Source organism: Streptomyces sp. CB02009, from assembly GCF_001905825.1.
Taxonomy (GTDB): Bacteria; Actinomycetota; Actinomycetes; order Streptomycetales; family Streptomycetaceae; genus Streptomyces.
In genome coordinates, this window is record NZ_LIVV01000006.1 from 469909 (window position 1) to 483708 (window position 13800).

The window sequence follows — 13800 nt, forward strand, 5'->3', positions numbered from 1 at the left end:
GGTACTGTGCTGTCATGGGACACAAGGAAGACCTGCTCGAAGGCGCCAAGCGCTGCCTCCTGGAGAAGGGGTACGGGCGGACCACGGCCCGCGACATCGTCGCCGCCTCCGGCACCAACCTCGCCTCCATCGGCTACCACTACGGCTCCAAGGACGCCCTGCTCCAGCAGGCCTTCCTCGCCGTCACCGAGGAATGGGGCGAGGCGGTCGGCCCCGCCGGCAGCGGCGAGACGAAGCGGGAGCTGCCGGCCGACCCGTACCGGCGCTTCCACGCCGTCTGGGAGCAGGTCATCGCCGCGGCCGGACCCAGCCGCCCCGTCTGGAAGCTCCAGACCGAGATCGTCACCCGGCTCGACGACGACGAGAAGCTGCGCGAGGCGATCAAGGAGCCGCAGCGCGAGGGCCGGCTCGGCATGGCCGAGGGCTTCCTCGGCATCGACCCGGAGGCGGAGCCGGAGAAGGCCAGGGTGGCGGGACTGCTCTGCCAGGCCCTGGTGGCCGGGGTGATGATCCAGTGGATGGTCGACCCGGACACGGCGCCGACGGCGGACGACCTCACGGAGGGCCTCAAGGTCCTCATGGGGGAGTGACGGGCCCGGCTCAGCGCCACGGAATGTTGCGCCAGGGGCTGCCCTCGTGCGCCGTCAGGGCGCGGTGGGCGGTCACGTTGCCCTCGTGGAAGCAGCCGTACTCCTCCCCGTCGAACCGCAGCACCCTCCCCAGCGCGTACCCCGCCGACCACGGGATGTTCCGGTAGGGGCTCGCGGGATCCCCCGTGAGCGCGTGGTGGAGGGCGGTGGACTCCTGGTACATCGGCTCGGGGTCCCCCTCGTCGAAGTGGATCAGCCGGGCGAGCAGATAGCCGAGCGAGAACTCCTCCCAGGAGCGGTACGCCCGCCGCGCCGGTTCGAGGACCCTCAGGACGGACTCCTCGGCCTCCCGCGGATCGCAGTACCGCGCGCCCAGGGCCAGGCGTACGACGTTCACGGCCCGGCCGTGGTCGAAGGCGGCGAGGGTGTCGACCCGGCCGTCCGGCGGCAGGAGGCCGTCGGCGCGGAACCGCTCCTCGTAGTGGGTGATCCGCCGCAGGAACTCCGCGGCCTCGGCCCGGCCCTCGCCGTGGGGGTCGTCCCGCTCGAACGCGGCGGTGACCGTGGCCGCCCACTGCTCGCCCGAGGGCGCGGCGCCCAGCCGGGCGGTGAGGGTGCGCCGTACGTTCAGGACGGACTCGGGGACCCTGCCGACCAGCCGGGTGGCGATGAGGATCCGCAGCTTGTCCCGGAAGTCCGCCCGGTGGTGGACGGCCCAGGGCCGGCGCAGCCGGGAGACGTCGGTGGGGTAGTCCTCGTACTGGGCGCCGAGGCCGTTCCACACCAGGCCGTTGAGGACGGCGAGGTGCGCGCCGAGCGCGAGGGCGTGCGCGACCGGGCCGTGCAGGGGGCCGCCCGCGTGGGTGAGCAGGCGGAGGCGGGGCGGGCCGCCGCCCCGGTCGCTCGCCTCCCGCCAGGCGTGCCGGTCCCGGGCCCGGGCGGGGAGGGCCGCCGCGAACGGGGTGTCGGGGTTGACCGCGAGCCACCACCGGTCGTTCGGCCAGGCGGCGGCGAGCCGGCCGAGGGTGGTCTGCTGGAACACCCAGTCCGGGTGCCACGGCGGCAGCATGCCCTCGGTCAGCACCGGTACGACGGTGCGCCGGGCGGACCGGTCGCGCCGGGAGATCAGCGGAGGGACGTGGCCGGGGGCGTCGGCCTGCGCCCGTGCCTGCAGGACGTACAGGCGGGTCCGTCCGAGGGCGTCCAGGACCGCGGCGCGGTCGTCGCGTTCCCCCGCCTCGTACAGCAGTCGCTCGGTGTGCGTCGGCGGCGCCCCGTTCCCCGTGGTCATGGGGAGAGTCTATGAACCGGCCAAACCGGCCCGGCGGGGCGGCCGTTCGGATCCGGTGGCCTCAGAGCCGGGCCGACTTCAGGGACATGTGGAGGAGCAGGCGGTCCTCGCCGTCGTCGAGGTCCAGGCCGGTGAGCTGCTCCACCCGCGACAGGCGGTAGTAGAGGGTCTGTCGGTGGATGCCCAGGGCCGCCGCCGTGCGGCCCGCCTGCCCCGCGTTGTCGAGGAACACCTCGGCGGTGCGGGCCAGTTCGGCGTGGGCGGGGGCGACGAGCGGGGCGACGGCGGGGTCGACCTCGGGATGGTAGAGCGCCGCGAGCAGGCGGTACGGGCCGATCCCGGCCCACTCGGCCACGGGGCCGAGGGTCGGCTGGGCGGTGGCGGCGCGGGCCGCCGTGTTGGCCTCGCGCCAGGCCGCCGGAAGGTCCGTGAGGCCCCGGCGGGGGGTGGCGATGCCGGCCGGGGCGGCGGCGCGCAGCCGGTCTGCGGCGGCCCGGGCGGGGGCGATGTCCTCGGGCGTGCGGAGCCGTACGAGGACCGCCAGGGACCCGCCGGAATCGCCCTCGGGGAGGACCGCGACCGCCGCCGCGGCGGCGACCGAGCGGATCGAGGGGGCGTCGCCCTGCCAGGGGGTCACGCAGACCACGGCGTGCAACCCGTCCGCGCTGGGGCCGAGGGCCACCCGGAGGGCCGCGACGGCCATGTCGCTCTGCCAGCCGCGCCCGGCGGTCAGGGTCGCGGCGAACTCGCGCGAGAGGTCGGCGTCCGCCCGCTCCTCGTCGGCGAGGAGGTCGCCGATGCGGGTGGCGACCTCCATCGCGGCGGTGAGCCGGTCGGGCGTGGGGCCGGGCTCGGCGTCGAGCAGCCAGACGTACCCGAGGACGACCCCCCGATGGCGTACGGGCAGGCAGATGCGGTCCCGGAACACCCCGGCGTCCGGGGCGGCCGGGATGCGGACCGGGCCGGTCGCCCGGGTGATGCCGAAGCCCTCGAACCAGGCGCGGACCGCCGGGGTCGACTTCCGGGTGAGGATCGACCGGGTCCGGACGGGGTCCATCGCGGTGTCGTCGTCGCTGTCGTGGGCGCCGAAGGCGATCAGACCGAAATCGCGGTTCTCCAGCGTCGCCGGTGCGCCGAGCAGCGCGGAGATCTCGTCCACCAGTTCTTGGTAATCGCCCTTCACAGCGCCATTCTCGCACCCTCTCAGACATATGTATGAGAGGCCGGGCACGGATGCGTGACAGCTGTAGATGGCGGACGATCGGAGCGATCCATAGGTTTCACGGTGGTTCTTCGTGCTGTTCCCGCTTCCTTACGAAAGATCGGGTACAGCACCCTTCATCACCCTTGTCCTTCTGGAGGTCCCCGTGCTGGGTCCCGTGATCCTCGCCGCGTCGCGCAGCGACAAGATGCGCCGTTTCGTGTCGGCCGCCCCCGGGACCAAGCAGGTCGTCGCCCGCTTCATCGCCGGTGAGTCGGTCGGCGACGTCGTCCCGATCGTCCAGGAGCTGAGCGACCGCGGCCTGGAGGTCACCCTCGACGTCGTCGGTGAGGACATCACCACCGTCGAGCAGTCGCACGCCGCCCGGGACGCCTACCTGGAGCTCATCGGCCGCCTCAAGGAGCTGGGCCTCGGCGAGCGCGCCGAGATGTCCGTGAAGCTCTCCATGTTCGGCCAGTCCCTGGAGAACGGCCACGAGCTGGCCCTCGCCAACGTCCGGCCGGTCGTCGAGGCCGCCGCCGAGATCGGCACCACGGTCACCCTGGACGCCGAGGACCACACCACCCTCGACTCGATGTTCGCCATCCACGAGGAGCTGCGGAAGACCCACCCGCAGACCGGCTGCGTCATCCAGGCCTACCTCTTCCGCACCGAGGACGACGCCCGCCGGCTCGCCGCGAACGGCTCCCGCGTCCGGATCGTGAAGGGCGCCTACAAGGAGCCCGCGTCCGTCGCCATCCAGGACAAGCCCGAGATCGACAAGGCGTACGTCCGGATCATGAAGATCCTGATGGACGGCGAGGGCTACCCGATGATCGGGTCCCACGACCCGCGCCTGATCTCCGTCGGCCAGGAGCTCGCCCGCCGCGCGGGGCGCAAGCTGGACGAGTACGAGTTCCAGATGCTGTACGGCATCCGCAGCGAGGAGCAGCACCGGCTGGCCGCCGAAGGGCACCGCATGCGCGTGTACACCGCCTACGGCACCGACTGGTACGGCTACTTCATGCGCCGCCTCGCGGAGAAGCCGGCCAACCTCCTCTTCTTCGTCCGCTCCATCCTCACCAAGGGCTGAGCCCACCTCTCACAAGGAGTATCGAGACTCATGGACGCTGTCACCCAGGTCCCCGCTCCGGTCAACGAGCCGGTGCACAGCTACGCCCCCGGTTCCCCGGAGCGCGCCCGCCTCGAGATCAAGCTCAAGGAGCTGGCCGAGAACCCGCGCGAGCTGCCGATGACCATCGGCGGCGAGAAGCGCCTCGGCGGCGGCGACGAGTTCAAGGTCGTCCAGCCGCACAACCACCAGGCCGTCATCGGCACCTTCCGCGGCGCCACCACGCAGGACGCCCAGGACGCGGTCGACGCTGCCCTGGCCGCGGCCCCCGCCTGGCGCGCGATGGCCTTCGACGACCGTGCCGCGATCATCCTGCGCGCCGCCGAGCTGCTCGCCGGCCCGTGGCGCGAGACGCTGGCCGCGTCCACCATGCTCGGCCAGTCGAAGACCGCCCAGCAGGCCGAGATCGACACCCCGTGCGAGCTCGTCGACTTCTGGCGCTTCAACGTCGCGTACGCCCGCCAGATCCTGGCCGAGCAGCCGCCGGCGAACTCCCCGGGTGTGTGGAACCGTCTGGACCACCGCCCGCTCGAGGGCTTCGTCTACGCGATCACGCCGTTCAACTTCACCGCCATCGCGGGCAACCTGCCCACCGCCCCCGCCCTCATGGGCAACGTGGTGGTCTGGAAGCCGTCCCCGACGCAGACCCACTCCGCCGTGCTCCTCATGGAGCTCCTGGAGGAGGCCGGCCTGCCCAAGGGCGTCATCAACCTGGTGACCGGCGACGGCATCGCCGTCTCCGAGGTGGCCCTGAACCACCCCGACCTGGCCGGCATCCACTTCACCGGTTCGACCAAGACCTTCCAGCACCTGTGGAAGACCGTCGGCACCAACATCGAGAAGTACCGCTCGTACCCGCGGATCGTCGGTGAGACCGGCGGCAAGGACTTCGTCGTCGCGCACCCCAGCGCCGACCGCGCCATCCTGAAGACCGCGCTGACCCGTGGCTCCTTCGAGTTCCAGGGCCAGAAGTGCTCCGCGTCCTCGCGCGCCTACGTTCCGGCGTCCATCTGGAACGACGGCTTCAAGGAGGAGTTCGCGGCCGAGGTCGACGGCATCACCATGGGTGACGTCACCGACCTGTCGAACTTCATCGGCGCCGTCATCGACGAGCGCTCGTTCGCCAAGAACAAGGCCGCGATCGACCGTGCCGCGGCCGACCCGACCTGCACGATCATCGCCGGTGGCACGTACGACGACTCGGTGGGCTACTTCGTCCGCCCGACCGTCATCGCCTGCACCGACCCGGAGAACGAGGTCTTCAAGGCCGAGTACTTCGGTCCGATCCTCGCGATCCACGTGTACGAGGATGACCAGTACGACGCGATGCTGACGCAGATGGAGTCGGTCTCGGACTACGCCCTCACCGGCTCGGTCATCTCCGGCGACCGCGCGGCGGCCGCGTACACGATGGAGAAGCTCCGCTTCGCCGCGGGCAACTTCTACATCAACGACAAGTCGACCGGCGCCGTCGTCGGCCAGCAGCCCTTCGGCGGCGGCCGTGCCTCGGGCACGAACGACAAGGCCGGTGCCCCGCAGAACCTGATGCGCTGGACGCTGACCCGCGCCATCAAGGAGACGCTGGTCCCGCCGACCGAGTACGGCTACCCCCACATGGGCTGACGCCCCTCGCCTCCGCCCGGAGGCCCGCCGCGTGAGCGGCCCCTGATCACCGCCCCCCTCCTCGGTCCCCCAACCGAGGACGGGGGCGGTTCTCATGCGGCGGGCTTACGCTGCTGTGAGGGGGATCGGTGAGGAGGCACGACATGCCCGGTTCGACGACTCTCGGCCCCGGGCACGGGGTCGACGCGATCGAGCACCTCGACGCGCTGCGGATGATGTCCCTGATGAAGGAGCTGCACGGGCTGCTGACCGGGTCGGGACCCGACCGGATCACGGACGCGCAGGCCACCGCCCTCGGCGGGGGCGAGGCCCGCTCGCGGGAGGAGCTCGCCGCCTGGCTGGAGCGGGTCGCCCGCGATCTGGAGAAGGCTACGGCCTGAGCGGGACGCGCCGGGCGAGGAAGTCGCCGATCAGGGCGGCGATCGCCGGCGCGTGCGTCTCCAGGGCGAAGTGGCCCGTGGGGAGCAGGTGGATCTCGGCGTCCGGGAGGTCGCGGCGGAAGGCTTCGGCGCCCGCCGGCACGAAGACCTGGTCGCCTTCGCCCCAGACCGCGAGGAGCGGGACCCGGCTGGTGCGGAAGTACTCCTGGAAGGCCGGGTAGAGGGCGAAGTTGGAGCCGTAGTCGGCGATCAGGCCGAGCTGGATGTCGTCCTGGCCCTCGCGGGCCATCAGGGCGGCGTCGTGGTGCCAGGCGCCGGGGTCGAGAAGGTCGCGGTACTCGGCCGGCACGCCCGTCTCGTACTGCCAGCGGATGCCGTCGAGCGAGCGGATGGCGCGCACCGGCTCCTCCGTCTCGGGGGTGCGCTCCTCGATCAGGGCGCGGACCGGCGCCCAGGCCTCGGTGCCGAGGCCCTCCTCGTACGCGTTGCCGTTCTGGCTGATGATCGCGGTGATCCGCTCGGGGTGGGCGAGGGCGAGGCGCAGGCCGATGGGGGAGCCGTAGTCCTGGATGTAGAGCGCGAACCGGTCCAGCCCCAGTGCCTCGGTGAACTCGGCGGTGAGCGCGGCCAGTTCAGCGAAGGTGTAGTCGAAGTCGGCGGCGGAGGGCGCCGCGCTGAGGCCGAACCCCAGGTGGTCGGGGGCGATCAGGCGGTAGGAGTCGGCGAGCCGGGGGATCAGGTCGCGGAACATGTGCGAGCTGGTGGGGAAGCCGTGCAGCAGCAGGAGGACGGGGGCGTCGGCCGGGCCCGCCTCGCGGTAGGCGATCTCGTGGTCGCGGACCTTGACGGTGCGGTGGTGGGTCGGCAGCACGGTGCTCGTCATCTCTAACCCCTCAGTTGCGTGTCACTGGTTATGAGACGACTCAAGCAGGTGACGGATAACCTGTCAACTAACTTTTAAAGGTTAGAGGTGGGGTGTGGGAGTCTGGGCGCATGACCGTGAGGACCGCGCCCACCCATGAACTCGGGGCCGACCGGCTCCGCTCCGTCCGCGCGATGCTCGACACCGCCTTCGGCGGCGACTTCTCCGAGGACGACTGGGACCACGCGCTCGGCGGCGTCCACGCATGGATCGAGGACGAGGACGGCATCGCCGCCCACGGCGCCGTCGTCATGCGCCGCGCTCTCCACCGCGGGCGTTCGCACCGCGTGGGGTACGTGGAAGGAGTCGCCGTCCGCGCCGGCCTCAGGCGCCGGGGGCTCGGCGGGGCCGTCATGGCCGAGCTGGAGCGGGTCGTCGACGGGGCGTACGCCTTCGGGGCGCTCGGCGCTTCGGACGAAGGGGCCGCGCTCTACCGGGCGCGCGGCTGGCAGGTCTGGGAAGGCCGGCTCGAAGCCGTCGGACCCGAGGGCATCGTCCACCTCGCGGAGGAGGAGGGGCACGTCCTCCTCCGCCCGGCGGCCGGCCGGGCACTGCCCGATCCGGCCGCCGCGCTCGCCTTCGACTGGCGTGACGGCGACGTGATGTGAGGAGGGTTCAGGAGGACGTGGCGCGGTCCTGGTCCACCCGCCCCTTGGCCGTCTCCAGCTGGGAGGTGACCAGCGCGAAGACCATGGAGGCGAGGGCGACGGTGATCGCCAGCCCGCCCGTTCCGAGCGTCCCGATGAAGGTCGCCGCCATCGCACCGACGACCACCACGAGCCACACCGCGAGCAGCGCCTTGCCCCGGCGGCTCAGGAACAGCTGCCGGAGCGGGGCGGCCGGCCGGGAGTCCAGGGCGCCCGCCGGGCCCGCCGTCGCCGCCCGCGGCCGCTTGAAGTAGCCGTACACCAGCCACTCGCCGCACAGCTCCCAGCCCTCGGGCTCCAGCTCGGCCAGGACCCTGGCGCGGCGCCGGGCGCCGATGATCTCGCGGCGGTACTCCCAGCGCAGCGCCGCCGTCGCGGAGCGGCGGCAGACGAACCGGCCGAGGGCGTCCAGGGACTCCACCTCCCAGCCCTGGTCGCCGTGGACGGCGAGCATCCGGCGGTCGTTGAAGAGGTCCGCCGTCCAGGTCCAGCTCTCCGCCTTCCCGTCCGGTTCCCCCGGCAGCGGCGCGAGCCCGCCGAGCTGGGCGGCGAAGGCGGTGGCGGGCCCGAACTCCTCCTCCGGGGGCGTCCCGGTCCCGGAGAGGTGTCCGCGCAGGTCCTCGACGGTGGCGGCGATCTGCTCCGCCGGTACGCCCGTGGTGCGCAGCGCGTCGGCGAGCTCGGTGAAGTAGCGGTCGGATTCCGTGGTCATGCGGTGGTTCCCCCTGGGTGGAGCGTGGTCTCGACGGCGCGGTGGAAGCGCAGCCAGTCGCGGCTCTCGGCGGCGAGGTGCTCGCGCCCCCGCTCGGTCAGCCGGTAGTAGCGGCGTCCCGGGCCGCGCTCGGCGGCGCGGAACTCGGCCTCCACCAGACCGGCTTCCTCCAGGCGGTTCAGTACGGGATAGAGCGTCCCGCCCTTGATCTCGCCGAGGCCCGCCTCGGCGAGCGCCTTGGCGATCTCGTACCCGTAACTCTCGCCGTCGGTCAGGCGGGAGAGGACGAGCAGGTCGAGGACTCCCTTGAGCCAGCTGGATCTGCGGTCTGCGGCCATGGGTGTATTGCAGCACCAGCTAGGTAGGAATGCAAACTAGATAGGGAGGTTGAGTTCGCCGAGTGCCCCGAGTGCCCCGAGCTCACCGCGCGACCAGCATCTTCCCCAGGTTCTCGCCGCGCAGCATCCCCAGGAACGCGCTCACGATGTGCTCGAAGCCCTCCACCACCGTCACGTCCAGGGGTAGCGACCCCTCGCGCAGGCGCGGGACGGCCAGGTCGTACAGCTCGTCGAGGGCGTCCGCGTGGTCGCGGACCAGGAAGCCCTCGAGCCGGATGCTCTTGCCGACGACGTCGAAGAGGTTGCGCGGGGCCGGCGGGGGAGCGGAGAGCGAGTGGTATTGGCCCACGGCGCCGACCCAGGCGATCCGCCCGAACGGGCGCAGCGCGCCGATCGCCGCCTCCAGATGGTCGCCGCCCACCCCGTCGAGCACGGCGTCGAGGCCGTCCGGCGCCGCCTTCGCGAGCAGTTCGGGGACCGGGCCCTCGTGGTAGTCGAAGGCCGCGTCGAAGCCGACCCGCTCCGTCAGGTACGCCACCTTCCGCGCCGACCCCGCACTGCCCACCAGCCGTCCCGCGCCCAGCAGCCGGGCGATCCGGCCCGCCGCCGTGCCCACCCCGCCCGCCGCCGCCGAGACGAACAGGTCCTCGCCCGGCTGGAGCCGCGCGATCCGGGTCAGGCCGACGAAGGCCGACAGGCCCGTACCGCCGAGCAGGCTCAGATGCGCGGCGAGCGGGACGCCGGGGCCGAGGTCCGGGACCTTGCGGGCCTCGGCCGGGGACACCACGGAGTGGGTCCGCCAGCCCCGGCGGTGCAGGACCAGGTCGCCCGGCCGCAGCGCGGGGTCGCGGGAGTCGAGGACCCGGCCCAGGGTGCGGCCCTCCATGGGGGAGTCCAGGGTCCAGATCTCGTCCGAGTCCATCGCCTCGCGGTGGTACGGGTCGACCGACCACAGGAGGTTCTCGACGAGGGCGGTACCGGGCTCCGGCGCGGGGACCGGGGACTCGACGAAGGCGAAGAGGTCGGGGGTGGGGAACCCGTTCGGGCGGGCGGTCTGCCGGACGGTGATCATGGTGTCGTTCGTCATGCCGCAGACCGTAGGAGGGAATCCGGCGGCCGGGCAGGGGGTAGCGTCGATGACCGCGGCTCATCCATGAAAGTCGCTCATAGAACCAGGTGGGAGCCCTCATGACCGATCTCGCGCCCCGCGAGTTGCGGGTCCTCGTCGCCGTCGCGGACGAGGGGGGCTTCTCGGCCGCCGCCGTCGCGCTCGGCATGACCCAGTCCGCCGTCTCCCACTCGGTGCGGGGCAGCGAACGCAGGCTGGGCGCGGTCCTCTTCGACCGCGGCCGGTCCGGCGCGTCCCCGACGCCCGCGGGGGAGGCGGCCCTCGGGTACGCGCGGCGGGTCCTGCGGCTCCTGGAGGTGATGGGCTCCGAGGTGCGCGCCACGGCGTCGGCGGCGGGAGCCGGGCGCGGACCGGGGGCCGGGGTCCTCGCCGGGCCGCTGCGGATCGCGGCCTTCCGCAGCGCGGCGCTCCATCTGCTGCCGCGTGCCCTGGGGCGCCTGACGGAGCGGCATCCGGGGATCGTGCCCGAGGTGCGGATCGTGCGGGAGGTGGGGCGCGGCACGGCCGGTGAGGTGCTGGACGGGCGGGCCGACCTCGGGATCGCCACGCTCGGCACGACCTCGCCGGTGCCACCGGAGCTGGTCGGCGGCGTCCTGGTGGAGGAGGGGTACGCGCTGGTGCACCCGGCGGGGCATCCGGCGCCCCGGTCGCTCCCGCTGATCGACTGGACGGAGAACTGCACCTCGTACACGCGTGAGTGGTGGGCCGGGCAGGAGTGGCTGCCGCCGGCGACCGTCCAGGCCGAGGACGACGGAGCGGTGCTCTCGATGGTGAGCACCGGTTTCGGGATGGCGGTCATGCCGGAGCTGTCCCTGGTCGGAGCACCGCCCTCGGTCGAGATCACCGATCTCGGCCCGGAGCGCCCGACCCGTTCGGTCGGCTACGTCACCACCCCTGAACTGGCCTCCTCCCTCGCCGTACGGGCCCTGATCCGGGAGCTGCGGGCCATCGCGGGCTGACGCGCAGTTCCACGCCGTCTCAGATAGTAGGAAGTCCGAGTAATTGTGGAGACAGATGAGAGGACCTGCCCTAGCTTTGTAGAAGCCGAACGTCTCGCTTCATCAGCGAATGGCGGTCGAGAGCGCGACGCCCTGTGCAGGCAACCCCTGCGGCGGCGCTCCCCGCCCCTGCCGGCACCTTCGATCACCACTGATCTCCGCAACTTCGGATCACCACTGATCTCAAGGAGTCGATCCCTCATGGCAACTCAGACCGCCCGCCGCGTCCGCCACTCGGCCAACCGTCCCAGCGACGAGGCCCGCCAGAACGCCGCCGCCGCCCTCCAGCGCGCCCTCGACCGCCGTGACAACGGCGGCTCCACCGGCCACTGACACACCGTCACCCGAATGGCGCTTCGTCCACATGATGGACGTGACGTGTCAGACGATGGGACGAAGAGTAGGGTGCCGACATGTCTCACAGCATCAATCTCGCAGTCATTCCCGGCGACGGCATCGGCCAGGAGGTCGTGGCCCAGGGCCTCAAGATCCTCGCGGCCGTCCTTCCCCAGGACGTGAAGCTGGAGACCGAGGAGTACGACTTCGGCGCCAAGCGCTACCACGCCACCGGTGAGACCCTCACCGACGCCGACCTCGACTCCCTCAAGAAGCACGACGCCATCCTGCTCGGCGCCATCGGCGACCCGTCGGTCCCCTCCGGCGTCCTGGAGCGCGGCTTCCTCCTGAAGCTCCGCTTCGCCTTCGACCACCACGTGAACCTGCGTCCCTCGAAGCTGCTCCCCGGCGTGGCCACGCCGCTCGCCGGGCAGCCCGAGATCGACTTCGTCGTGGTCCGCGAGGGCACCGAGGGCCCGTACACCGGCAACGGCGGCACCATCCGCAAGGGCACCCCGCACGAGGTCGCCACCGAGGTCTCGGTCAACACCGCCTTCGGTGTCGAGCGGGTCGTCCGCGACGCCTTCGCCCGTGCCCAGGCCCGCCCGCGCAAGAAGCTCACGCTGGTCCACAAGAACAACGTGCTGACCTTCGCCGGCCACCTCTGGACGGACACCTTCCACAAGGTCGCCGCCGAGTTCCCCGAGGTGACCACCGACTACCTGCACGTCGACGCCGCGACGATCTTCCTCGTCACCGACCCGGCCCGCTTCGACGTGATCGTCACCGACAACCTCTTCGGCGACATCATCACCGACCTCGCCGCGGCCGTCTCCGGCGGCATCGGCGTCGCCGCCTCGGGCAACATCAACCCGAGCGGCGCGTTCCCGTCCATGTTCGAGCCGGTCCACGGCTCCGCGCCGGACATCGCGGGTCAGGGCAAGGCCGACCCCACGGCCACCGTCCTCTCCGTCGCCCTCCTGCTGCGCCACCTCGGCTACGAGACCGAGGCCGCCCGGGTCGAGGAGGCCGTCGCGGCCGACCTCACCGAGCGCGGCGACAGCGTCCGCACGACGGACGAGATCGGCGACGCGCTCGCCGCGCGAGTAGCCAGCTGACCCGGCCGGACTGACATCCCACAGCAGCCGCCGGGTCGCCACAGCGCCCGGCGGCTGACTTCTGCGCGGCCCCGGGTGCCCCCATCGAACCCAGGACCGCGCTCACCCGTTTCCCGCACCGGTCCCCGCGAGCGATAATCGGACGTGGGGCCGTGCCATGCGGGCATGCTCGGACGTCCACCTCGTCAGGGACGAAGCAGTCTCCGACAGTGGCGTGCGCGCGCGGTCCTACCCACACAACCGGTGAAGGACACGCACTCATGACGACGCCCACGATCGAGCTCAAGCCCTCCTCCAGCCCGCTGTCCGCCGCGGAGCGCGAGGCGATCCTGGCCAACCCGGGATTCGGCCGCCACTTCACCGACCACATGGTCACCATCCGGTGGACCGAGGGCCGGGGCTGGCACGACGCCCAGCTCGTGCCGTACGGTCCGCTCTCCCTGGACCCGGCGACCAACGTCCTGCACTACGCGCAGGAGATCTTCGAGGGCCTGAAGGCCTACCGCCGTCCCGACGGCTCGGTCGCCAGCTTCCGTCCCGACGCCAACGCCCGCCGCTTCCAGGCCTCCGCCCGCCGGCTCGCCATGCCCGAGCTGCCCGTCGAGACCTTCGTCGAGGCCTGCGACGTCCTCGTCCAGCAGGACAAGGCGTGGGTCCCGGCGCACGGCGGCGAGGCCTCGCTCTACCTGCGTCCGTTCATGATCGCGACCGAGGTCGGCCTGGGCGTCCGCCCGGCCAACGAGTACCTCTTCGTCGTCATCGCCTCCCCGGCCGGCCCGTACTTCCCCGGCGGCGTGAAGCCCGTCTCCATCTGGCTCTCGGAGAACCGCGTCCGCGCCGTCCCCGGCGGCGTCGGCGACGCCAAGACCGGCGGCAACTACGCGGCCTCGCTGCTCGCGCAGGCCGAGGCCGCCGAGAAGGGCTGCGACCAGGTCGCCTACCTCGACGCCGTGGAGCACAAGTGGGTCGAGGAACTCGGCGGCATGAACCTGTACTTCGTGTACGGGAACAAGCTCGTCACCCCCACCCTCACCGGTTCGCTGCTCGCCGGCATCACCCGTGACTCGCTGCTCAAGCTGGCGGCGGACCTCGGTCTGGAGCCGGAGGAGGGCCGCGTCTCCATCGACCAGTGGCAGGCCGACAGCGCCAACGGCACCCTGACCGAGGTCTTCGCCTGCGGCACCGCCGCCGTGATCACCCCGGTCGGCACGGTCAAGTCCGAGCGGGGCGAGTGGCGGCAGTCGGGCGGCGAGCCCGGCGAGGTCACGATGAAGCTGCGCGACGCGCTGCTCGCCGTCCAGACCGGCAAGGCCGAGGACGTCCACGGCTGGATGCACGAGCTGGGCTAGTACCCGCCGGGGCCGGTACCTGCCCGGGCGGGTA

At 72.2% G+C, this 13800-nt stretch carries 15 protein-coding genes; 9 read left to right on the plus strand and 6 right to left on the minus strand.

All coding sequences use genetic code 11. The features are described 5' to 3' along the window. Nucleotides 1–14: 14 nt before the first annotated feature. Entirely contained in the window at nucleotides 15–590 is a 576-nt protein-coding gene (locus AMK27_RS25865; protein ID WP_073912723.1) for a TetR/AcrR family transcriptional regulator, read from the plus strand. Nucleotides 591–600: 10 nt separating this feature from the next. Here AMK27_RS25865 and AMK27_RS25870 read toward each other — a convergent pair whose 3' ends face one another. Continuing rightward, a complete protein-coding gene (locus AMK27_RS25870; RefSeq protein WP_073912725.1) occupies nucleotides 601–1881 on the minus strand; it encodes a DUF1266 domain-containing protein in 1281 nt (426 codons plus the stop codon). Between the two features lie 61 nt (nucleotides 1882–1942). Further along, nucleotides 1943–3064 carry a PucR family transcriptional regulator gene (locus tag AMK27_RS25875; RefSeq protein WP_073912727.1) on the minus strand — a complete coding sequence of 374 codons (1122 nt, stop codon included), beginning with the start codon at nucleotides 3062–3064 and terminating at the stop codon, nucleotides 1943–1945. 184 nt (nucleotides 3065–3248) lie between these two features. On the opposite strand from AMK27_RS25875, the gene AMK27_RS25880 reads away from it, so the two are divergent. The 3 genes from AMK27_RS25880 to AMK27_RS25890 all read left to right on the plus strand — a co-directional run bounded on the left by AMK27_RS25880 (nucleotide 3249) and on the right by AMK27_RS25890 (nucleotide 6217). Next, nucleotides 3249–4175, plus strand: coding sequence for a proline dehydrogenase family protein (locus AMK27_RS25880; protein WP_073912729.1), 927 nt, complete (start codon nucleotides 3249–3251; stop codon nucleotides 4173–4175). Between the two features lie 30 nt (nucleotides 4176–4205). Then, the gene (gene pruA / locus AMK27_RS25885) at nucleotides 4206–5837 is read left to right on the plus strand and encodes an L-glutamate gamma-semialdehyde dehydrogenase (protein ID WP_073912731.1); all 1632 of its coding nucleotides are present in this window, start codon (nucleotides 4206–4208) and stop codon (nucleotides 5835–5837) included. 143 nt (nucleotides 5838–5980) lie between these two features. After that, the gene (locus tag AMK27_RS25890) at nucleotides 5981–6217 is read left to right on the plus strand and encodes a hypothetical protein (protein ID WP_073912733.1); all 237 of its coding nucleotides are present in this window, start codon (nucleotides 5981–5983) and stop codon (nucleotides 6215–6217) included. Here AMK27_RS25890 and AMK27_RS25895 read toward each other — a convergent pair. Next, nucleotides 6207–7100, minus strand: a complete 894-nt coding sequence (locus AMK27_RS25895) for an alpha/beta fold hydrolase (protein WP_107425666.1) — start codon at nucleotides 7098–7100, stop codon at nucleotides 6207–6209. The two genes, AMK27_RS25890 and AMK27_RS25895, sit on opposite strands and share 11 nt — an antisense overlap. Before the next feature lie 110 nt (nucleotides 7101–7210). Between AMK27_RS25895 and AMK27_RS25900 the strand changes: the two genes are divergently transcribed. Further along, nucleotides 7211–7747: a GNAT family N-acetyltransferase gene (locus AMK27_RS25900; RefSeq protein ID WP_073912734.1), complete on the plus strand. Its 537-nt coding sequence runs from the start codon at nucleotides 7211–7213 to the stop codon at nucleotides 7745–7747. Between the two features lie 7 nt (nucleotides 7748–7754). Here the strand turns inward: AMK27_RS25900 and AMK27_RS25905 are convergent, their stop codons facing one another. The 3 genes from AMK27_RS25905 to AMK27_RS25915 form a co-directional block, all read right to left on the minus strand. Then, nucleotides 7755–8498, minus strand: a complete 744-nt coding sequence (locus AMK27_RS25905) for a hypothetical protein (protein WP_073912736.1) — start codon at nucleotides 8496–8498, stop codon at nucleotides 7755–7757. Further along, a complete protein-coding gene (locus AMK27_RS25910) occupies nucleotides 8495–8836 on the minus strand; it encodes a PadR family transcriptional regulator (protein ID WP_073912739.1) in 342 nt (113 codons plus the stop codon). The genes AMK27_RS25905 and AMK27_RS25910 overlap by 4 nt, the downstream gene beginning before the upstream one ends. A gap of 82 nt (nucleotides 8837–8918) precedes the next feature. Next, nucleotides 8919–9923, minus strand: coding sequence for an MDR family NADP-dependent oxidoreductase (locus AMK27_RS25915; protein ID WP_073912742.1), 1005 nt, complete (start codon nucleotides 9921–9923; stop codon nucleotides 8919–8921). A 101-nt stretch (nucleotides 9924–10024) separates the two neighbouring features. Between AMK27_RS25915 and AMK27_RS25920 the strand changes: the two genes are divergently transcribed. The 4 genes from AMK27_RS25920 to AMK27_RS25930 all read left to right on the plus strand — a co-directional run bounded on the left by AMK27_RS25920 (nucleotide 10025) and on the right by AMK27_RS25930 (nucleotide 13766). Beyond that, entirely contained in the window at nucleotides 10025–10924 is a 900-nt protein-coding gene (locus tag AMK27_RS25920; RefSeq protein WP_073912745.1) for a LysR family transcriptional regulator, read from the plus strand. A 240-nt stretch (nucleotides 10925–11164) separates the two neighbouring features. Continuing rightward, a complete protein-coding gene (locus tag AMK27_RS44205) occupies nucleotides 11165–11296 on the plus strand; it encodes a hypothetical protein (protein WP_260461862.1) in 132 nt (43 codons plus the stop codon). Nucleotides 11297–11376: 80 nt separating this feature from the next. Beyond that, complete coding sequence (locus tag AMK27_RS25925) at nucleotides 11377–12417, plus strand: 3-isopropylmalate dehydrogenase (RefSeq protein ID WP_073912748.1); 1041 nt, start codon at nucleotides 11377–11379, stop codon at nucleotides 12415–12417. 260 nt (nucleotides 12418–12677) lie between these two features. Continuing rightward, complete coding sequence (locus tag AMK27_RS25930; protein WP_073912751.1) at nucleotides 12678–13766, plus strand: branched-chain amino acid aminotransferase; 1089 nt, start codon at nucleotides 12678–12680, stop codon at nucleotides 13764–13766. Nucleotides 13767–13800: the final 34 nt, after the last annotated feature.